Source organism: Paraburkholderia sp. RL17-347-BIC-D, assembly GCF_046027915.1.
Classification (GTDB): domain Bacteria; phylum Pseudomonadota; class Gammaproteobacteria; order Burkholderiales; family Burkholderiaceae; genus Paraburkholderia.
Genome location: NZ_JARESS010000001.1, coordinates 671,223 through 689,010 on the forward strand (window position 1 = coordinate 671,223; position 17,788 = coordinate 689,010).

The 17,788-nt window shown below is 62.6% G+C and carries 17 protein-coding genes; 9 read left to right on the plus strand and 8 right to left on the minus strand.

Annotated features, from left to right (window positions below; all coding sequences use genetic code 11):
* Positions 1-63 precede the first annotated feature (63 nt).
* From P0D96_RS03115 to P0D96_RS03130, 4 genes are all read right to left on the minus strand, one after another.
* On the minus strand, positions 64-816 hold the full coding sequence (locus P0D96_RS03115; RefSeq protein ID WP_408311553.1) for an amino acid ABC transporter permease: 753 nt from the start codon (positions 814-816) through the stop codon (positions 64-66).
* Positions 813-1,553, minus strand: a complete 741-nt coding sequence (locus P0D96_RS03120) for an amino acid ABC transporter permease (RefSeq protein ID WP_408311555.1) — start codon at positions 1,551-1,553, stop codon at positions 813-815. Before P0D96_RS03120 ends, P0D96_RS03115 begins: the two co-directional genes overlap by 4 nt.
* Before the next feature lie 94 nt (positions 1,554-1,647).
* Complete coding sequence (locus P0D96_RS03125) at positions 1,648-2,466, minus strand: ABC transporter substrate-binding protein (RefSeq protein WP_408311558.1); 819 nt, start codon at positions 2,464-2,466, stop codon at positions 1,648-1,650.
* A gap of 183 nt (positions 2,467-2,649) precedes the next feature.
* Positions 2,650-3,972, minus strand: a complete 1,323-nt coding sequence (locus P0D96_RS03130) for an LLM class flavin-dependent oxidoreductase (protein ID WP_408311561.1) — start codon at positions 3,970-3,972, stop codon at positions 2,650-2,652.
* Positions 3,973-4,213: 241 nt separating this feature from the next.
* Between P0D96_RS03130 and P0D96_RS03135 the strand changes: the two genes are divergently transcribed.
* From P0D96_RS03135 to P0D96_RS03175, 9 genes are all read left to right on the plus strand, one after another.
* The gene (locus P0D96_RS03135; protein WP_408291297.1) at positions 4,214-4,993 is read left to right on the plus strand and encodes a GntR family transcriptional regulator; all 780 of its coding nucleotides are present in this window, start codon (positions 4,214-4,216) and stop codon (positions 4,991-4,993) included.
* Positions 4,990-6,723, plus strand: coding sequence for a fumarate reductase/succinate dehydrogenase flavoprotein subunit (locus P0D96_RS03140; protein ID WP_408311564.1), 1,734 nt, complete (start codon positions 4,990-4,992; stop codon positions 6,721-6,723). The genes P0D96_RS03135 and P0D96_RS03140 overlap by 4 nt, the downstream gene beginning before the upstream one ends.
* Positions 6,724-6,732: 9 nt before the next feature.
* Entirely contained in the window at positions 6,733-6,978 is a 246-nt protein-coding gene (locus tag P0D96_RS03145) for a 4Fe-4S dicluster domain-containing protein (protein WP_132374582.1), read from the plus strand.
* 65 nt (positions 6,979-7,043) lie between these two features.
* Positions 7,044-8,474, plus strand: a complete 1,431-nt coding sequence (locus P0D96_RS03150) for an ABC transporter substrate-binding protein (protein WP_408311569.1) — start codon at positions 7,044-7,046, stop codon at positions 8,472-8,474.
* A gap of 39 nt (positions 8,475-8,513) precedes the next feature.
* Positions 8,514-9,368, plus strand: a complete 855-nt coding sequence (locus P0D96_RS03155; RefSeq protein ID WP_408311572.1) for an ABC transporter permease — start codon at positions 8,514-8,516, stop codon at positions 9,366-9,368.
* Positions 9,365-10,156, plus strand: coding sequence for an ABC transporter ATP-binding protein (locus P0D96_RS03160; protein ID WP_408311575.1), 792 nt, complete (start codon positions 9,365-9,367; stop codon positions 10,154-10,156). Before P0D96_RS03155 ends, P0D96_RS03160 begins: the two co-directional genes overlap by 4 nt.
* 64 nt (positions 10,157-10,220) lie before the next feature.
* Positions 10,221-11,219 carry a HEAT repeat domain-containing protein gene (locus P0D96_RS03165; protein WP_408311578.1) on the plus strand — a complete coding sequence of 333 codons (999 nt, stop codon included), beginning with the start codon at positions 10,221-10,223 and terminating at the stop codon, positions 11,217-11,219.
* Positions 11,216-11,494 carry a DUF971 domain-containing protein gene (locus P0D96_RS03170; RefSeq protein ID WP_408176873.1) on the plus strand — a complete coding sequence of 93 codons (279 nt, stop codon included), beginning with the start codon at positions 11,216-11,218 and terminating at the stop codon, positions 11,492-11,494. The genes P0D96_RS03165 and P0D96_RS03170 overlap by 4 nt, the downstream gene beginning before the upstream one ends.
* A 417-nt stretch (positions 11,495-11,911) precedes the next feature.
* Positions 11,912-12,607, plus strand: a complete 696-nt coding sequence (locus P0D96_RS03175; protein WP_408176874.1) for an HD domain-containing protein — start codon at positions 11,912-11,914, stop codon at positions 12,605-12,607.
* 132 nt (positions 12,608-12,739) lie between these two features.
* Here P0D96_RS03175 and P0D96_RS03180 read toward each other — a convergent pair whose 3' ends face one another.
* From P0D96_RS03180 to P0D96_RS03195, 4 genes are all read right to left on the minus strand, one after another.
* The gene (locus tag P0D96_RS03180; RefSeq protein WP_132374589.1) at positions 12,740-12,931 is read right to left on the minus strand and encodes a DUF2964 family protein; all 192 of its coding nucleotides are present in this window, start codon (positions 12,929-12,931) and stop codon (positions 12,740-12,742) included.
* A 350-nt stretch (positions 12,932-13,281) separates the two neighbouring features.
* Positions 13,282-14,844 (minus strand): DHA2 family efflux MFS transporter permease subunit, encoded by a 1,563-nt coding sequence (locus P0D96_RS03185; protein ID WP_408176875.1) that lies wholly within the window; start codon positions 14,842-14,844, stop codon positions 13,282-13,284.
* An 82-nt stretch (positions 14,845-14,926) separates the two neighbouring features.
* Positions 14,927-16,168, minus strand: coding sequence for an HlyD family secretion protein (locus P0D96_RS03190; protein ID WP_408311583.1), 1,242 nt, complete (start codon positions 16,166-16,168; stop codon positions 14,927-14,929).
* 42 nt (positions 16,169-16,210) lie between these two features.
* Positions 16,211-17,728 carry an efflux transporter outer membrane subunit gene (locus P0D96_RS03195; RefSeq protein ID WP_408311586.1) on the minus strand — a complete coding sequence of 506 codons (1,518 nt, stop codon included), beginning with the start codon at positions 17,726-17,728 and terminating at the stop codon, positions 16,211-16,213.
* Positions 17,729-17,788 lie beyond the last annotated feature (60 nt).

Consider the following 17,788-nt stretch of genomic DNA (forward strand, 5'->3'; position numbering starts at 1 on the left):
TCTCGGATCGGCGCACAGGTCACGCCAACGAGCCGTGCCCGGCCCATGCACAAACTCAGCGCGTTAGGGCATCGCCACGCTACGCTCTTTGCTGCGCGCCTTGCCGGCCTCGGTTTCCGTGTCGGTGCCAGTGACGCGAGCGGCCGGCGCGCGCAACAACACAAGAGACGCAATCCATTGCAGCGCAGAGCACAAAGCCACATACACGATCCCGACGAACACGAAAATCTGCGCGGGGTAAATCATCAGACGGCTGTTGACCTGATTGGCGAGAAAGGTGAATTCCGGCACCCCGACGATATACGCGAGCGAAGTATCTTTAATGAGCGACACCCACTGATTGACGAACGACGGCATCATCACGCGTACCGCCTGCGGCAGCACCACATAGCGTAACGCTTGCCAACGCGTCAGCCCGAGTGACAGCGCCGCGTTCTGCTGGCCCGCTCCGATCGAGACGATGCCCGCATGTACCGAATGCGACAGATACGCGCCACCGATCAACGACAGCGCGCACACCACCGCCGCCAGACCCGGCACGTCGACATGCAGCAGAATCGGCATCAGGAAGAACGTCCAGAAAATCAGCATCAGCACCGGAATCGCCCGGAAAAACGCGACGATTCCGAGCAGAAGCAGATGCGTGACGCCGCGCGTCATCGAGAGCGCCACGCCGCCTGCCAGACCTACCGCAGCGGACAGCAGCGCCGACACCACCGACAGCACCACAGTCAACGCCGCGCCACCAAGCGGCCCATTGGGGAACGCACCTAGCAGCAGATATCGCAGCGTCGGCAGCCATTCGAGCGCACTCATGCATGCCCCCTTTGCAACGCACGCGCACCCGTGCGTTGCCAGATCACCAATGCAATTTCGATCAACGCGATGGTGAGGACATACAGCACGGTTGCCGTACCGAAGGCCTGAAAAGTCCGGAAGCTCTCCGTGTCGACCTGACGCGACATATACGACAGCTCGGCCACGCCGATCGCCATTGTCAGCGACGAGTTCTTCACGATATTCATGTATTGCCCCGCGAGCGGCGGCGTGGCGATACGCACCGCTTGCGGCAAGATCACATGACGTAAGGTGGCGTACCGGGTCATGCCCAGGGCCGCGCCCGCCTGATATTGCGCGACGCCCACGCCGCGAATGCCGGCGCGAAACTCTTCGGCGATAAAGGCGGTGCTGTAGCAGGTCAAGCCGAGCCAGCCCGCGAACAGCTCGAAGCTCGGCCAGCGCAAGACAAGAGGCCCAACGCTCAACAGATGCGGCGCGTTCAGCCACGTCATCCACAGCTGGGGCAGCAGCGTCGCCGCGCCGAAGTACCAGAATAGCAACTGCACCAGCAGCGGCGAATTGCGAAACACGAGCACATAGAGCCGTGCCGCAGTGGCGACCGTGCGATGTTGGGAGATTTGAGCCATCGCCAGCCCGAAGCCTAGCAACGTGGCGCATACGCTCACGCAAGCCGACAGAACCAGGGTGATGACAAAGCCATGTGCGAGCCAGTCGAGATAGCGAGGCTCCAGCCAGAGATTGATTAAATGCATTCGAAAAACCGCGGTCCTCTATCAGCAAGACGGCCCGGCCGCTCGTTTCGAGTCATGACCGGGCCGTATTCAGGCGCTTAGAAAGCGACGTACGTCAGCTCTTTTGCGCGTCGCCGATCTTGAACAAACGTGGCAACGGCGCGGCACTTGTCGGGCCGAACCAGGTGTCGTAAATCTTGCCGGCCGTGCCTTTGGCCTCGAGATCCTTCAACGTCTCGTTGACGACATTCAGCAGTCGCGTCTCGCCCTTCGGCACACCCACACCTTCGTAGTCGTTGGAGATGGTGAACGGCGGGATCTCGTAGTTCGCCTTGTCCGGCACTTTAGCCAGCAACGCGACGAGCTTCGGCCCGTCTTGCGTAATCGCCTGCACATTGCCCGTGCGCAGCGCGGCGAAAGCGAACGGCGTGTCGTCGTAAGCGACGATCGTGGCGCCCGGGAATTGCGCGCGCACCTGCTGCTCATTGGTCGTGCCTTTGTCCGCGCCGATACGCAAGCTGTTCAATTGCTGCGGCGACGTGAGCGTGCCCTTCTTCGCGATGAACTGCGTGCCGGACGCAAAATACGGGGTGCTGAAATCCACCTCCTTCTTGCGATCGTCGGTAATCGTGAAGTTGGCGAACACCAGATCCACCTTGCCCGACTTCAGGAAGGCGATACGGTTGGCAGGATTGGTCGGCTGGATATCGAGCCTGACGCCGAGCCGGGTCGCGAGAGCACGCGCATAGTCGATGTCGAGCCCGACGATCTGGTTGTTCTTCGGATCGACGAAGCCAAACGGCGGATTGCTGTCGAACGCGGCAACGCGCAACACGCCCACTTTCTTGATGTCGTCGAGGCGATCCGCGTGCGCGGCGGTAGACATGACGAGCAAACTTCCGGCAAGGACTGCCCCAAGCACTCTGAAATTCATAGCGGTGGTTTCCTGTTGTTCTTGATGATCCGCGCAAGACGTCGATCGACGTTCTTTCTTGCGCGTGAGCCACTCACTCTACCAACGCTGCCGGACAGAACAAACGAAGCAATTCTCAGGTGCTAAGCGGCGAAAGTCATATCGCCGGCGCTGGAATGCCCGCGTTGCCAGGAGCGGCTCACATCACGCGGGAAAAAACCGGTTTTCAGGCCGCGGCAAACCGAGATTCTCGCGCAGCGTCACGCCTTCATACTCGCGCCGGAACAGCCCTCGCTTCTGCAATTCAGGAATGACTTTATCGACGAAGTCATCGAGGCCGGCGGGAAGGTGCGAGAACATCACATTGAACCCGTCCGAGCCCTCCTCCACCAACCACTGCTCCATCTGATCCGCGATCATCGCAGCCGTGCCGACCATCTCAAGTCCCGAGTAGCCGCCAATGCGCTGCGCGAGCTGGCGAATCGTCAGGCCATCACGCTGCGCCCATTCGACCACTCTTTGCCGTGCCGTACGGCTCGCATTGGTTTCGGGGATTTCCGGCAATGGACCGTTCGGATCGAAGCCGGACACATCGTGCCCCAATGCAATCGACAACGAAGCGAGGCCGCTCTCGTAGTGCACGAACGTGTCGAGTCGCGCGCGCGTCTCCTGCGCCTCGTCCAGCGTATCGCCCACCACGACGAAGGCGGCCGGCAAGATCTTCATGTGATCGCGCTGCCGACCGAGTTTCTCCATGCGGCCTTTCACATCGGCGTAGAAGCGCTTTCCGTCAGCCAGATTGCTTTGCGCGGTGAACACCACCTCGGCGGTTTCAGCCGCGATCTGCCGCCCCGCTTCGGATGAACCGGCCTGCACGATGACCGGCCAGCCCTGAACGGGGCGCGCGATATTCAACGGTCCGCGCACGGAGAAGTTGTCGCTCTTGTAATTCAGCACATGCAGTTTCTGCGGATCGAAGTAGGTACCGGTTGCCGTATCGCGGATAAAGGCGTCGTCGGCCCAACTGTCCCACAGGCCGGTGACCACATCGAAGAACTCGCGGGCACGCCGATAGCGTTCGTCATGCTCGACATGCTCGTCGAGGCCGAAATTGAGCGCGGCGTCCGGGTTCGACGTCGTCACGAGATTCCATCCCGCGCGGCCGCCGCTGATGTGATCGAGCGAGGCGAAACGCCGGGCGACGTGATAAGGCGCGTCGAACGTGGTGGACGCGGTGGCGACCAGCCCTAGCCTTTCGGTTACCGCCGCCAGCGCGGGCAACAGCGTCAGCGGCTCGAACGAAGTGACCGTGTGGCTATGCTTGAGCGCATCCAGCGGCATATTGAGCACCGCGAGATGGTCGGCCATGAAGAACGCGTCGAAGCGGCCGCGTTCGAGCGTCTGCGCAAAACGCTTCAGATGGCCGAAATTGAAGTTGGCGTCCGGATAGGCGCCGGGATAGCGCCATGCGCCGGTATGAATCGTCGTGGGACGCATGAAGGCGCCGAGGCGAAGCTGACGTGACATGTGCCGCTCTCCATTGCGAATAGGTCGAGCCAGTTTAATCGCGCTTCGCCGCGGCTGCTTGCGGCCGATTCGCGGGTCATTCCCACTCCGGGGCGCCGTGCCGCGCGGATGCGCGCCGGCATCCATCCCAAATGCGCCCCAGAAGAAATACAAAGCACAAAATCTTCGTTCGCCCGGCACGACTCCATCACTAGACTGTGATTCAACTTGTCATAACAAGTACAGACAACCCCGCAAAACCATGACGAAACCCGACCTCGCCAACGTGCTGCCGCTTGCCGCTGCTCCGCTCTACGAGCAGATCAAGACGGAGTTGCGCGCGCGCATTCTCAATGGCACGTATGCGGCCCATTCGCAGATGCCCTCCGAAAACGATCTGTGCGCGATGTTCGACGTCAGCCGCATCACCGTGCGGCAAGCCCTCGGCGATCTGCAGAAGGAAGGCCTCGTTTTCAAGCTGCACGGCAAGGGCACCTTCGTCTCCAAGCCGAAAGCATTCCAGAACGTCAGCGCGCTGCAGGGCTTCGCCGAAGCGATGTCGTCGATGGGCTATGAAATCGTCAACCAGCTCAAGCACATCCGTTTCATTCCGGCCACCGCCCAGATCGCTCAGCGCCTTGAGTTGCCCGAAGGCGCGAAAGTGGCCGAGATCCACCGCGTGCGCCTGCTCAATCGCGAACCGGTGTCGCTGGAAATCACATGGGTGCCCGAAGCTTTGGGCAAGCGCCTCGCCAATGCGGACCTCGTCACGCGCGACATCTTTCTGATTCTCGAGAACGATTGCGCCGTGCCGCTCGGCCACGCGGACGTCTCCATCGACGCCATTCTCGCCGACGAAGACATCGTCGAAGCATTGAACGTCGAGGAAGGCAGCCCGGTGCTGCGGATCGAACGTCTCACCCATAGCGCGGACGGCACGCCGATCGACTACGAATACCTCTATTTCCGCGGCGATGCATTCCAGTACCGCTTCCGCATCGATCGTCAGAAAGAGAAGAAGAGCACAAGGAAGACGAAATGAATACACATGTGATCGAGTACGACCTGATCGTCGTGGGCGGCGGCACGGCCGGCCCTATGGCTGCCGTCAAGGCCAAGGAACAGAACCCGAACCTCAAGGTACTGCTGCTGGAAAAGGCCAACGTCAAGCGCAGCGGCGCGATTTCGATGGGGATGGATGGCCTGAACAACGCCATCATCCCCGGTCACGCGACACCCGAGCAATACACGCGCGAAATCACCATCGCAAACGACGGCATCGTCGATCAGTCGGCCGTCTACGCTTACGCGCGGCACAGCTTCAAGACCATCGAGGAACTGGACCGCTGGGGCGTGAAGTTCGAAAAAGACGGCACTGGCGACTATGCCGTCAAGAAAGTGCATCACATGGGCTCTTATGTCCTGCCGATGCCGGAAGGCCACGACATCAAGAAAGTGCTGTACCGCCAGCTCAAACGCGCGCGCATTGCGATCACCAATCGGATCGTTGTCACTCGCGTGTTGACCGATGCGCAAGGGCGCGCCTGCGGCGTGCTGGGCTTCGATTGCCGCACGGCCGATTTCTACGTGGTGCGCGCCAAGGCGGTGATCCTCTGCTGCGGCGCGGCGGGCCGGCTCGGCTTGCCGTCGTCGGGATATCTGATGGGCACTTACGAGAACCCCACCAACGCCGGCGACGGCTACGCGATGGCCTATCACGCCGGCGCCGCGCTGGCGAACCTCGAGTGCTTCCAGATCAACCCACTGATCAAGGACTACAACGGCCCGGCCTGCGCCTACGTGACGGGACCGCTCGGCGGTTTTACGGCCAACGGCAAGGGTGAACGCTTTATCGAATGCGATTACTGGAGCGGGCAGATGATGTGGGAGTTCTATCAGGAACTGCAGAGCGGCAATGGCCCCGTGTTTCTGAAGCTCGACCATCTCGCGGAAGAAACCATTCAGACCATCGAGCAGATTCTGCATACGAACGAGCGCCCGAGCCGCGGACGTTTTCATGCGGGACGCGGCACCGACTATCGCGAGCAGATGATCGAGATGCACATCTCCGAGATCGGCTTTTGCAGCGGTCATAGCGCATCCGGCGTGTACGTGAACGCGCGCGCGGAAACTACGGTTGCGGGTCTCTATGCTGCCGGCGACATGGCGGCCGTGCCGCACAACTACATGCTCGGCGCGTTTACCTATGGCTGGTTCGCCGGCCACAACGCCGCGCAATACATCGAGGGCCGCGAGCATGCCGCGCTGGACGACGAGCAGATCGAAGCTGAGCGCTCACGCATCTACGCCCCGCTCGAACGGGACACCGGGCTCGCGCCGGCGCAGGTCGAATACAAGCTGCGCCGCATGGTGAACGACTATCTGCAACCGCCGAAAGTCACGCGCAAGATGGAAATCGGCCAGCAGCGCTTTGCCGAGATCGCCGACGACATCGGCCGGATCAAGGCCGACAATCCGCACGAACTGATGCGCGCCGCCGAAGTGCGGGCGATTCGCGATTGCGCCGAAATGGCCGCGCACGCATCGCTGTATCGCACGGAGAGCCGCTGGGGGCTGTACCACCATCGGGTCGACTATCCGCAGCGCAACGACGCGGGTTGGTTTTGCCACACGCATCTGCGCAAGGACGCAACGGGTCGCATGAGCAGCGAAAAACGCGCCGTCGAACCCTACGTGGTGCCACTCGACGCTCACGACAGTCACGCCTATCAGAACTTGCGCATCGGCGAACCCGCGCTTGCCGACGCCTGAGGAACCACCATGCCGACGACACCGCACAACATTTTCCAGCGCAGCGCCGCACCCGTCACGATCGACGAGGACAAGTGCATTGCCGACAAAGGCTGCACGGTCTGCGTGGATGTCTGCCCGCTCGACCTGCTCGCGATCGATCTGAGCAAGGGCAAGGCCTATATGAAGTTCGACGAATGCTGGTACTGCATGCCTTGCGAAAAAGATTGCCCGACCGATGCGGTCAGGGTCGAGATTCCCTATCTGCTGCGGTAACGACGAAGCATCGCGACGAACCATCCACTTTGAAACACGGCCGCTTATCAACCGGGGTTTAACTCATGAATATCCGTCATCTGCTTGCCACGACGCTCCTCGCGAGCGGCCTGCTGGCGTTCACCGCCGGCGCGGCGCGTGCCGAGACCATCCGCATTGCGATCGGCACTCAGGACACGACGATCAATTGCGCCACCGGCGGCCTGCTGATCCGCGAACTGAATCTGCTCGACAAGTATCTGCCGCACGACGGCAAGTACAAGGACGTCAAATACGACGTGCAATGGAAAGACTTCACGTCCGGCGCGCCGATCACCAATGAGATGGTCGCGGGCAAGCTCGATTTCGGATCGATGGCGGACTTTCCTGGTTCATTGAACGGCACGGCCTTCCAGAAGGCGGGTAAGAAGAGCGTGTTCATTACCGTGCTCTCAGGCAGCATCGAGGGTAGCGGCAACGGCATTGTCGTGCCGGACGACTCGCCGATCCGCTCGGTCGCCGACCTGAAAGGCAAGACGATCTCGGTGCCGTTCGCCTCGGCAGCGCACGGCATGCTGTTGCGGGCCGTGAAGGCACAAGGCTGGAATCCCGACACCGACGTGAACATCATCACGCAGTCGCCGGAAGTGGCAGGCAGCGCGCTAAAAGCGCATAAGATCGACGCCCATGCCGACTTCGTGCCGTTCGCCGAACTGTTCCCGTTCCGCGGCTTTGCGCGCAAGATTTACGACGGCGCGCAGACGCATGCGCCGACCTTCCACGGCACGCTGGTCGATGCGGACTACGCGAAGCGCTATCCGGAGGTGGTGGTCGCGTATCTGCGCGCGGTGATCGAAGCCAACCAGCTGTTCGCGCAAGATCCGGAGAAGTACAGTCAGCTGATCCAGAAAGTGACCGGCATCGACGCCGAAGTCAATTATCTGTTCCACGGGCCGCTCGGTCTGCAAACGCGTGATCTGACGTGGAAGCCCGAATACCGCCAGGCGACGGTCACGGCCATCAGCACGCTCAAGCTGCTGAAGAAGACCGACGTCGATCTGGATGTGAACACCTTCATCGACGATCGCTATATCCGCGAAGCGTTCAAGCAATCCGGCCTGAACTACGACGCGGCGCTCAAGAACTACGCGAAGCAACCGCTCGTCGCCGATGACGCGCAAACCGGCAAGCGCATCACCGATCTGCGCAGCGTCACGCAGGTCTGGGTCGATGGCGAAGGCAAGGTGCGCGACTACGCGTCCGCCCAGGAAGCGTTTGCCGCGGTCAATACGCTCGAGCGAGGCGGCAAAAAAGTGCGCGTCGTCTACGTCCAGGATCATTCGAGCGGATTGAAGCTCTTCGCCAATCAGGCCTGGTACGTGAAGGACGCCAAGGGCAACCTCGCCGGATTCCTCCTGAAAGAAAACGCGGATAGCTACGCGAAACAGGTGAACGGCAATGTCGTGGATTTCGCCGCCGCCAAAACCGACGCGACACAAGCCGTCGCGGCGCGCTGAGCGCCAAGCCGTGGCCTGCCTCACTCAGGAGAGTCCTCGATGTCAGCCATTCTTGAAGCAGTGCAAACCGCAAGCATCCGGCGCGCCGCTGCCGGTCAGCAGATCTGGAGACCGGCCCGCCTTATCCGCGCGTTGGCCAGGATCGCCGCCGTCCTGGCGTGCGTGGGGATCTGGCAAGTGCTCGCCGAACATCATGTCTCGTTCGGCTTCGTGACCTTCGCCAATGTGCCGGCGCCGAGCGATGTCGTGCCGGCGGCGTGGGCCCTGCTCCACTCGCCGAAGCTGCCGATGCATCTGCTGTCGAGCCTCACGCGCGTGCTGGTTGGCTTTGTTGCGGCGAGCGTCGTCGGCATTGGACTCGGGCTCGCTATCGGCCGCTATCGCGCGTTCGAAGACACCTTGCTGCCGCCGCTCGAAGTATTGCGGCCGATTCCCGCGGTCGCGTGGATCCCGCTCGCCATCCTGATGTTTCCTTCATCGGAGATGAGCATGATGTTCATCACTTTTATCGGCGCGCTGTTTCCGATCCTGCTCAACACGATTCACGGCGTGGAAGGCGTCGATCCGCGGCTGGTCGCGACGGCGCGTTCGCTCGGCACGCGAGGCGGCGCACTGTTCAGCGAAGTGATCCTGCCGGGCGCCGCACCCGCCATCGTCACGGGGCTGTCGATCGGCATGGGCACCGCCTGGTTCTGTCTGGTGAGCGCCGAGATGATCGCGGGTCAATACGGGATCGGCTATTTCACATGGGAGTCGTACACGTTGCAGAACTACGCGGACATCGTCGTCGGCATGCTGCTGATCGGCGCGTTGGGCATGGGCAGCAGTCTGCTGGTGAGGCGTGCCGGCCTCGCGCTGATACCGTGGTACCGCATGGAGGCGTCGCAGCGATGAGTACGCAATTGCAATCGAAACCGGCGGGCCGCATCGACGTGCGGGCTCTGAGCGTCGAAGTGGGTTTGCGCGAGCAGCGGTTCACCGCACTCGATAAACTGGACTTCAGCGTCGAACCCGGCGAATTCGTCTGCGTGCTGGGACCGTCGGGATGCGGAAAATCCACCCTGCTGACCGCGCTCGCCGGTCATGTGTCGGCCAGCGCGGGAGAGATCGCCGTCGACGGTGAACAAGTGCTGCGGCCGCATCCGGAACGCGGCCTCGTGTTTCAGCAGCACACACTGTTTCCGTGGAAGCGCGTGATCGACAACGTCGCGTTCGGCCTGAAGATGAAGGGCCTCGCCGCCGACGAGCGGCGTCGCCAAGCGAGCGATCTGCTCGATCTGGTTGGCCTGAGCGGATTTGGCACACGCTATCCGGCACAGTTGTCTGGCGGCATGCAGCAGCGCGTGGAAATCGCACGCGCGCTGATCAACCGGCCACGCGTGCTGCTGATGGACGAGCCGTTCGGCGCGCTCGACGCGCAAACGCGCCGCATGATGCAGGCCTTGCTGCTCGACGTGTGGACGCAGGTCCCCACGACCGTGCTGTTCGTCACGCACGATATCGACGAAGCGCTGTTTCTCGCCGACCGCATTCTCGTGCTCTCGCAGCGGCCCGCGCGCATCGTCGCCGATCTGCGCGTGACGTTGCCGCGTCCGCGCGACGACGAGACCACGACCGATGCGCGATTCGTCGAGATCAAGCGGCGCTGCCTCGCATTGCTGCGCGAAGCTGCGGCGGCATGACGGGCTTCGCCTGCCTGAGCGGCGTAATGGCCCGATCCGTTCCACTCCAGACATCACTCCATTCATGACCGATATTTCGCTTCCGCTGACCTTCGACCCCGACTCTCTCGATCCGGAAGCCGCCGAACTGCTGCCGCGTTTGACATCCACGGACGCCGCGGTGCGCCGCATCGCCCTGCTCGCGCTCGCCGATCTCGAGGACGAAACCGTGCTCGAACCGATCGTCGCCGCCTTGCGTCAGGACACGTCGTCGGAAGTTCGCGCGCAGGCCGCTCAGGTGCTCGGTGCGTGGGAACGCGCCGATGCGGTAGCGGCGCTCTGCGAGGCGCTGGCGGATCCTGATAATGAAGTCCGCGAAGCGGCTGCGCAGAGCCTGGCCGGCTTGAAGGACTCGCAATCGGGTCCCCTGCTCGTAGCCTGGACCACGCACCATGATCCGTTCGTGCGCCAGGCGGTGCTTCGCGGGCTACGCGAGTTACGCTATGCGGGCGCACTCGAACCCGCGCTGGACGCGCTGACAGCGAGCGAAGACCTCGTGCGACTGGAGGCCGTGAGCGTGCTCGGCTGGCTGAAAAGCGAGCGCGCGCTTGGACCCCTCACCAGCATCGCCGCGCAGGATCCGAATGCCGCCGTGCGGCGCGCGGCGATCGGCGCATTGGGGATCGGCGCTGCGTCGACCGAAGACACTGTCGTCGCGTTGCTCGGCGCCTTACGCGATGCCGCGTGGCAGGTCCGTGAAGAAGCGGCGGCCACGCTCGGCAAACTGCGCGCGACGGCCGCAAGAGATGCGCTAATCGACGCTCTTGCCGACAACTACTGGCAAGTCCGGCTGCAAGCGGTCCGCGCTTTGGGCAAGTTACGCGACGCGAGCACGAGCACGGCGGTCGCGTCGCTACTGACACAGGCGATCAGCAATTTGCGCAAGGAAGCGGCCTTGTCGCTGGGCGAACTGGGCGACGCAGCGTCGCTGCCGGCCTTGCAGGCAGCCGCGACGGATCCCGATCCGGAAGTCCGCAAGGCGGCGCGGATCGCCTCGACTCAAATCGAAAGCGCACGGCGATGAACGCCCCTCAGCGGATCACGGTCCACGCCGCGAGCGGGCGATTGTCCCTCACGTGGGATGACGGACGCACGCAATCGATCGACAACACAACGTTGAGAGAACGCTGCCCTTGCTCGACATGCCGCCGCCTCGCGCATTCGGGCGAGGCGCGACTCGATTCGCCGCGCGTCGCGATCGTCGACATGCAGCCGATGGGCTACGGCATGCAGATCGTGTTCAGCGATGGCCACGCGCAGGGGATTTACCCATGGGAATACCTGAAGAGACTGGATTGAATACAGGCATCAGGGCCGATGCTCATCTTCAGTGTCAACAAGCCTTAGTCTGTGCCGACATATCGATGCCAGAATTGTCGCGCGACTGACTGGATTCTCGGCGCCTCTCACGCATCTCACCACGAACAAATCCATCGATCCATATTCGCCAGTGAACTAACGAAATCAAACCCGGCGGTTGCGCGACAAGCGCCTCGTCAGGCACCGGCCACCGCGCAACGGGCGCGGATGGCAGAAAACGGCGTATCACTGGCACGCTTTACCGGTCGATTGCGCCTCACCCAGAGGCGACTCCGACGGATACTTGGACATCACCGGGCGGTGCTCACAGCGAATCCAGAACGCTGTCCGGGCATTGCCCGAACGACACGAAGTCCATCGCCTCACGAGGCACTATCTTTGTCCAGGAGAAATTCGATGAGTACGACCATTGCCGGCATTCACATTCCAGACAGCCGTCTCGCGAGGGCAGCAACCGATCTGGTCCGCGACACCGAGAACGATCTGCTTTTCAATCACTCGCGCCGCGTGTTCCTGTGGGGTGCGTTGACGGGAGCGCGCCGCAACCTCGCGTACGACCCCGAGTTGCTGTACATCGGCGCGATGTTTCATGACATGGGCCTCACGCCGGACTACAGCAGCAAAACAGATCGCTTCGAAGTCGACGGCGCCAATGCCGCGCGCGACTTTCTCAAGAGCCACGGCGTCAACGAGTACGACATCGAACAGGTCTGGTTGTCGATCGCGCTTCACACCACGCCGGGTGTGCCCGAGCATCTGAAGCCGGTCGTCTCGCTGGTGACCGCGGGCGTGGAAATGGACGTGCTCGGCATGCGGTATCACGAGTTCGACGACGCGCAACGCGTCAGCGTGGTGGCCGCGCATCCGCGCGAGCAGGACTTCAAGAACCTGATCATCGATGCGTTTGCGCAAGGCACGATCAGCAAACCCGAAACCACGTTCGGCAACGTCAAAGCCGATGTCCTCGAGATGAAAGATCCCAATTACAAGCGGCTGAATTTCTGCAAGATCATTCTCGGCTCGGCATGGGACGACAGCAAGGCAGGTCACGTCCATCACGCTGGATGCAGTCACGGCGCAGCGGCGGAATAACTGCTTGCGCAAGACGGCCGGCGCTTTGCGTGCCGGCCGCTGCAGGACTCAGGGCGCGCCGAACCGGAAAGCCGGTGGCGCGCCACATCGGTTGGCGCGGCCATATTTCAATCGGCCGTTGCGAGCCTCACTTCACGACTTATCCGTTGGTCGCGGCGTCAGCATCAGCGCCAGCACTGCGACGCCGAGCACCAGTAACACCCCGCCATAGAGCGTGGAATTGCGCGTGTCGAACAACACACCGTGAATGACCATCGCCATGCCGCCCAGCGCGACGAACACCGCGATGGCCGCGAATACGATCCGACGTTCAGCGCGAATCATGGCGCTCTCCCGCAAGATGTTGGTGCCGTAAGACGCACAGGAACAACGGAAGACCTCGAACCGCGCAGTATTTTTTCTGGCAACCAGCGTTGCGCGCTGCAGCCGGGTCTTCCGCTCGGGTCATCGCGATGAGCCGGTGCGCTCATGCTTCAACGATGCCTGTCGGAAAGCTTGCGTCGGTTCGCCTTGAAGCCGTTGCAAGTCAGTTTATAAGCCGGACTGTCAGCCGGTTATCGAATCTCGGCTACGGCGATCACGTGCGTCGTCAGCCGGAAACCTCAATCTATCGTAGGCGGCGAACGGGCAATAGTAAATACGGGTAACCATGCCGCTCGCCGCCTGCGCCGCCCTCAATGGCCACCTGCTCCCGCCGCCGCCGCCGAACTGGCGCGGTCCGGCTTCGTCACCCAGATCAGCGGGATGATCAGTACGAAGAGCACCGCCGACAGCCAGAAAATATCGTTCAGTCCCAGCATGGCCGCCTGGGCATTCATCGAACGTTCGAAGAATGCCATCGCCTGGGCGTGACTGCCTCCCAGCGAACTTTGCAGCGCATCCAGCGCCGACGTGTATGTCGGATTGTTCACGCTCGTCTGCTCGGCGAGTTGCGAATGATGCAGGATCGTCCGGTCGTTCCATCCCGTCGAAGCCAGCGAGGTTCCCACCGCGCCGGCGAACACCCGCGCGAAATTCGACAGGCCCGCCGCGGCCGGAATCCGGTCGGGCGCAAGGCCGGACAAAATGATCGCGGTCAGCGGCACAAAGAAAAGGGCCGTCGGGATACCTTGCAACAGCGTCGGCAAAACCAGCGTCCATGTATCCACGCCCGTGGTGTAGTTCGAGCGCATGAAGAACACGCCGGCAAAACCGACGAAAGCCAGCGTCGCCAGGACCCGCGCATCCGACTTCGGCATGATCTTCGCCATGACCGGCGCGAGAATCACGGCGAAGATGCCAAGCGGCGCGGTGGCCAGACCGGCATCGACGGAACGGTAGTTCAGATACTCTTGCATCCACTGCGGCAACAGGACGAGGTTGGAGAAAAACACCGCGTACGCCACTGAAATCGCAACCGTGCCGCCGAGGAAGTTGCGCTTTCCGAACAACCGCAAGTCGACGATCGGGTTCTTTTCAGTCAACTCCCAGATCACGAAGAACGCGAAGCTGATCGCCGCGAACACAGTCAGGGCGACGATCACCGGCGAGTTGAACCAGTCGAGATCCTTGCCCTTGTCGAGCATGATCTGCAACGAGCCAACCCATGCGATCAGCGAGAGCAGGCCGACCTTGTCGATCGGCAAACGCTTCGTCGGGGTTTCGCGGGTGCGATAGATCGCCCACGTCACGCCGGCCGCGAACAGGCCCACCGGAATGTTGATGTAGAAGATCCATGACCATGAGTAGCTGTCGGTGATCCAGCCGCCGAGCGCCGGCCCCGCAATCGGACCGACCGTCGCGGTCATCGCCCACAAGGCGAGCGCGGTCGAAGATTTTTCCTTCGGATACGAGCCGAGCAGAATCGCTTGCGACAGCGGAATCAATGGACCGGCCACCGCGCCCTGCAGAATCCGCGCGGCGAGCAACACCGGCAGGTTGGGTGCAATCCCGCACAACCACGACGACAGCACGAACAACAGAATCGCCCACACGAACAACTTGATCTGCCCGACGCGCTGCACGAGCCAACCGGTCAACGGAATCGCGATGGCGTTGGCGGCGGCGAACAGCGTGATCACCCACGTGCCCTCGTCCACCGAGACGCCGAGATTGCCGGCGATGGTCGGAATCGCCACGTTCGCAATCGATGAATCCAGCACGTTCATAAACGTGGCGAGCGCCACGGCAAGCGTCGCCAGCACCAGCTTGCCGCCAGTCAGCGGCGGCAGCGTGGCCGGCTTCGTCGATCCATTCATTTCATCACCTGTCGGGAACGGTAAAACAATCTGACTTATCAGTTAAATGCACGAAAAAAAACGGCGCTCGGTGGCCGCGGGTTCAGCCTGCCTTGCGTGCGGCGTTTTTCTGCGTGGTGCTCGCGGCCATCTCGTGTTTCGCCGGCATGTTCTGCGCGATGATCCGCGCGATCTCCGCGTCGGCTTCGTCGCCGTATTGCGCGAATACGTCCGTGTGATACGAGGTGTTGACCGCCGCGCCGAGTTGAGCGCCGGTTTCCTCGTGAGTGTCGACGTCGACCTGCATCGACAGGCCGATCCGCAACGGATGCGCATTCAATTCATTTTGATCGAGCTGGATCCGCGCCGGCAGACGCTGCACGACCTTGATCCAGTTGCCGGTGGCGTTCTGCGCGGGCAGCGTGGCGAACGCCGCGCCCGTGCCTGCCGAAAAGCCCACCACCCGGCCGTGATACTTGACGCTGGAGCCGTACACGTCCGCTGTGAGCGTGACGGGTTGGCCGATGCGCATGTGCCTCAGTTGGCCTTCCTTGAAGTTCGCGTCGACCCACACGCCGTCGAGCGGCACGATCGCCATCAACGGGTTACCCGGCGCGACGCGTTGGCCGACCTGCACCGAACGGCGCGCGACATAGCCCGTCACCGGCGCGGGCAAGGTGTTGCGCGCGTAACTCAGGTAGGCGTCGCGCACTTTCGAGGCGGCGGCCTGCACGTTCGGATGCTGTTCGATCGACGTGCGGTCGGTCAGCGCATGGTTGGCCTCGGCCTGCTGACGGGCGGCGTCGAGCGCGGCCTGCGCGGAGCTGACGGCGTCGCGAGCGTGGGCGATGTCCTCGCCGGACACCGCGCCTGTTTCGGCCACCGCCTGACGACGTTTCAGGTCGTCGTTGGCGCGGGCCAGATCCGATTGACGTTGCGCGATGGTCGCCGCATAGAAATCGTTGTTCACGTACAGGCCGCTCACCTGCCGCACGGTCTGGCCGAGCGTCGCTTCCGCGTTGGACAGTGCGACCTTCGCGTCGGCGTTATCCAGGGTGACGATGGGCGCGCCCTGCTTGACGATCTGCGTGTCGTCCGCGTTGACCGCGACCACCGTGCCGCTCACTTGCGGTGTCAGTTGCACGAGGTTGCCGCTCACGTATGCGTCGTCGGTGGACTGATAGTAGCGGCCGGTCGTGAAGTAGTACGCGCCGTAGCCCGCGCCGGCCAGCACGACGCTGGCCGCGAGCAGGGAGAGCAGTAGTTTGCGCTTCGTGGGGGCCTGGGCTTGCACGGGTTGGTCCGCGTCCGCCGTCGCGCGCTTGGTGTCGATCGTATCGCTCATGATGGGGGTCCTGACAGATTGGCAAAGTGTCGCGATGGCGCCTTAGCGAGCGGCGGCGACGACGGGGTTGGCGGATGCTGCTGGAACGGCGGCGCCGCTGCTGGCGACAGAATCGGCGTTGTCGACATAGCCGCCGCCGAGCGCCGCGGCCAACGCGATCTGCTGGTCGCGCCGGTTCATCTTCAGATTCGCGACCTGCTGGTCCGCGGCGAGCGCGGTGGTGTCGGCGTTCAGCACGGTCAACTGATTCGTGAGGCCGGCCTTGTATTGCGTGAGCGCCAGTTGATCGGCGCCGCGGGCGGCTTCCTGGGCGGCTTGCGCGTCGGTGAGCTGCTCGTCCGTCGAACGGATTTGCGCGAGTTGCGTCGCCACTTCGGACAAGGCGGTGACGAGCGTCTGGTTATACGTGGCGACGGCGTAGTCGAAATCGGCATAACGCCCTTTCAATTGCGCGCGCAATTGACCGCCGTCGAAAATCGGCAGATGGATCGCTGGGCCGACCGACGCCGTGCGGCTCGCCGCCGTCAGGAAACGGCCGAAACCGAATGCGTCGAGACCGATCGCGGCGCTCAGGTTGATGTCGGGATAGAACTCGGCCTTGGCCTCTTTCACGTCGTGCGTGAGCGCGTCGACGCGCCATTTCGCCGCGACCAGGTCCGGGCGGCGGCTCACCAGATCGGCCGGCAGGTTGTCGGGCAGACGCACTTCGTCGCCTACGCCGAGCGTCGGCCGAGCGATGGCGAGACCACGGTCCGGTCCGGCGCCGAGCAAGGCGGCCAACTGATAGCGCGTCGTGAGGATGCTGCCGTCGATTGACGCGAGCGTCCCGCGGCTCGTGGCGAGATTCGCCTGCGCCGTCTTGCGTTCGACTTGCGTGTCGAGGCCCGTTGCAATGCGGCCGGCCGTAATGCGATCGATCTGTTCGCGCTGCGTGACTTCTTCCTGCGCGATGTCACGCAATGCATAGAGCCGCGCAAGCTGGTTGTAGTCGCGCGCGGTGGCCGACGTGAGGGACAGCTTGACGACTTCCTCGTCCGCCTGGGTCGCCTGCAACTGCGACAGCGAAGCCTTCAGCGCTTCGCGATTCTTGCCCCACAGATCGAGATCGTAGGACGCGGACAGCAAGCCCTTGTTCTCCGTTTGCCACGAACCGCCGTACGGCGGCGGCACGAGCGCCGTGCCCGAATACTGCTGGCGCGTCAACGAATAGTCCGCGCGGACTTTCGGCAGGGTGCTCGCCTTCGCCGTGTCGCTGTACGCGGCGGCCGCTGCGACGCGGGCGCGGGCCTGCTCGACCGATGGATTGCCTTTCAGCGCTTCGGCAAGCAAGGCCTTCAGCTGCGCGTCGCCGAACTGGTCGGCCCAATCGGCGGCGGGCCAATGACCATTGTCCTGCGGAATGCTTTGTTGAGTCGCGTAAGTCTGCGGCTGCGCCATCTGCTTGTCGCTCGAGATACCGGCGTAATTCGCGCAAGCGGAGAGCACGGCCGCGACGATCACCGTCACACCAGCCTTCGCGACCCGCGAGCCGGCTATCCGTGGAATTAACTGTGGTTTCATTTTCTGACTTGTCAGATATATGGTTGAAAAAAACGCCGCGAGCGTCCGCGACATGTTTGG

Bases quoted from the DNA above. Each gene is read 5' to 3' on its own strand.
- P0D96_RS03180 (WP_132374589.1), bottom strand. From the start codon at position 12,931: ATGATTCGCGCTGAACGTCGGATCGTATTCGCGGCCATCGCGGTGTTC.
- P0D96_RS03155 (WP_408311572.1), top strand. From the start codon at position 8,514: ATGTCAGCCATTCTTGAAGCAGTGCAAACCGCAAGCATCCGGCGCGCC.
- P0D96_RS03195 (WP_408311586.1), bottom strand. From the start codon at position 17,728: ATGAAACCACAGTTAATTCCACGGATAGCCGGCTCGCGGGTCGCGAAG.
- P0D96_RS03150 (WP_408311569.1), top strand. From the start codon at position 7,044: ATGAATATCCGTCATCTGCTTGCCACGACGCTCCTCGCGAGCGGCCTG.
- P0D96_RS03170 (WP_408176873.1), top strand. From the start codon at position 11,216: ATGAACGCCCCTCAGCGGATCACGGTCCACGCCGCGAGCGGGCGATTG.
- P0D96_RS03190 (WP_408311583.1), bottom strand. From the start codon at position 16,168: ATGAGCGATACGATCGACACCAAGCGCGCGACGGCGGACGCGGACCAA.
- P0D96_RS03125 (WP_408311558.1), bottom strand. From the start codon at position 2,466: ATGAATTTCAGAGTGCTTGGGGCAGTCCTTGCCGGAAGTTTGCTCGTC.
- P0D96_RS03135 (WP_408291297.1), top strand. From the start codon at position 4,214: ATGACGAAACCCGACCTCGCCAACGTGCTGCCGCTTGCCGCTGCTCCG.
- P0D96_RS03160 (WP_408311575.1), top strand. From the start codon at position 9,365: ATGAGTACGCAATTGCAATCGAAACCGGCGGGCCGCATCGACGTGCGG.
- P0D96_RS03130 (WP_408311561.1), bottom strand. From the start codon at position 3,972: ATGTCACGTCAGCTTCGCCTCGGCGCCTTCATGCGTCCCACGACGATT.
- P0D96_RS03175 (WP_408176874.1), top strand. From the start codon at position 11,912: ATGAGTACGACCATTGCCGGCATTCACATTCCAGACAGCCGTCTCGCG.
- P0D96_RS03185 (WP_408176875.1), bottom strand. From the start codon at position 14,844: ATGAATGGATCGACGAAGCCGGCCACGCTGCCGCCGCTGACTGGCGGC.
- P0D96_RS03120 (WP_408311555.1), bottom strand. From the start codon at position 1,553: ATGCATTTAATCAATCTCTGGCTGGAGCCTCGCTATCTCGACTGGCTC.
- P0D96_RS03145 (WP_132374582.1), top strand. From the start codon at position 6,733: ATGCCGACGACACCGCACAACATTTTCCAGCGCAGCGCCGCACCCGTC.
- P0D96_RS03140 (WP_408311564.1), top strand. From the start codon at position 4,990: ATGAATACACATGTGATCGAGTACGACCTGATCGTCGTGGGCGGCGGC.
- P0D96_RS03165 (WP_408311578.1), top strand. From the start codon at position 10,221: ATGACCGATATTTCGCTTCCGCTGACCTTCGACCCCGACTCTCTCGAT.
- P0D96_RS03115 (WP_408311553.1), bottom strand. From the start codon at position 816: ATGAGTGCGCTCGAATGGCTGCCGACGCTGCGATATCTGCTGCTAGGT.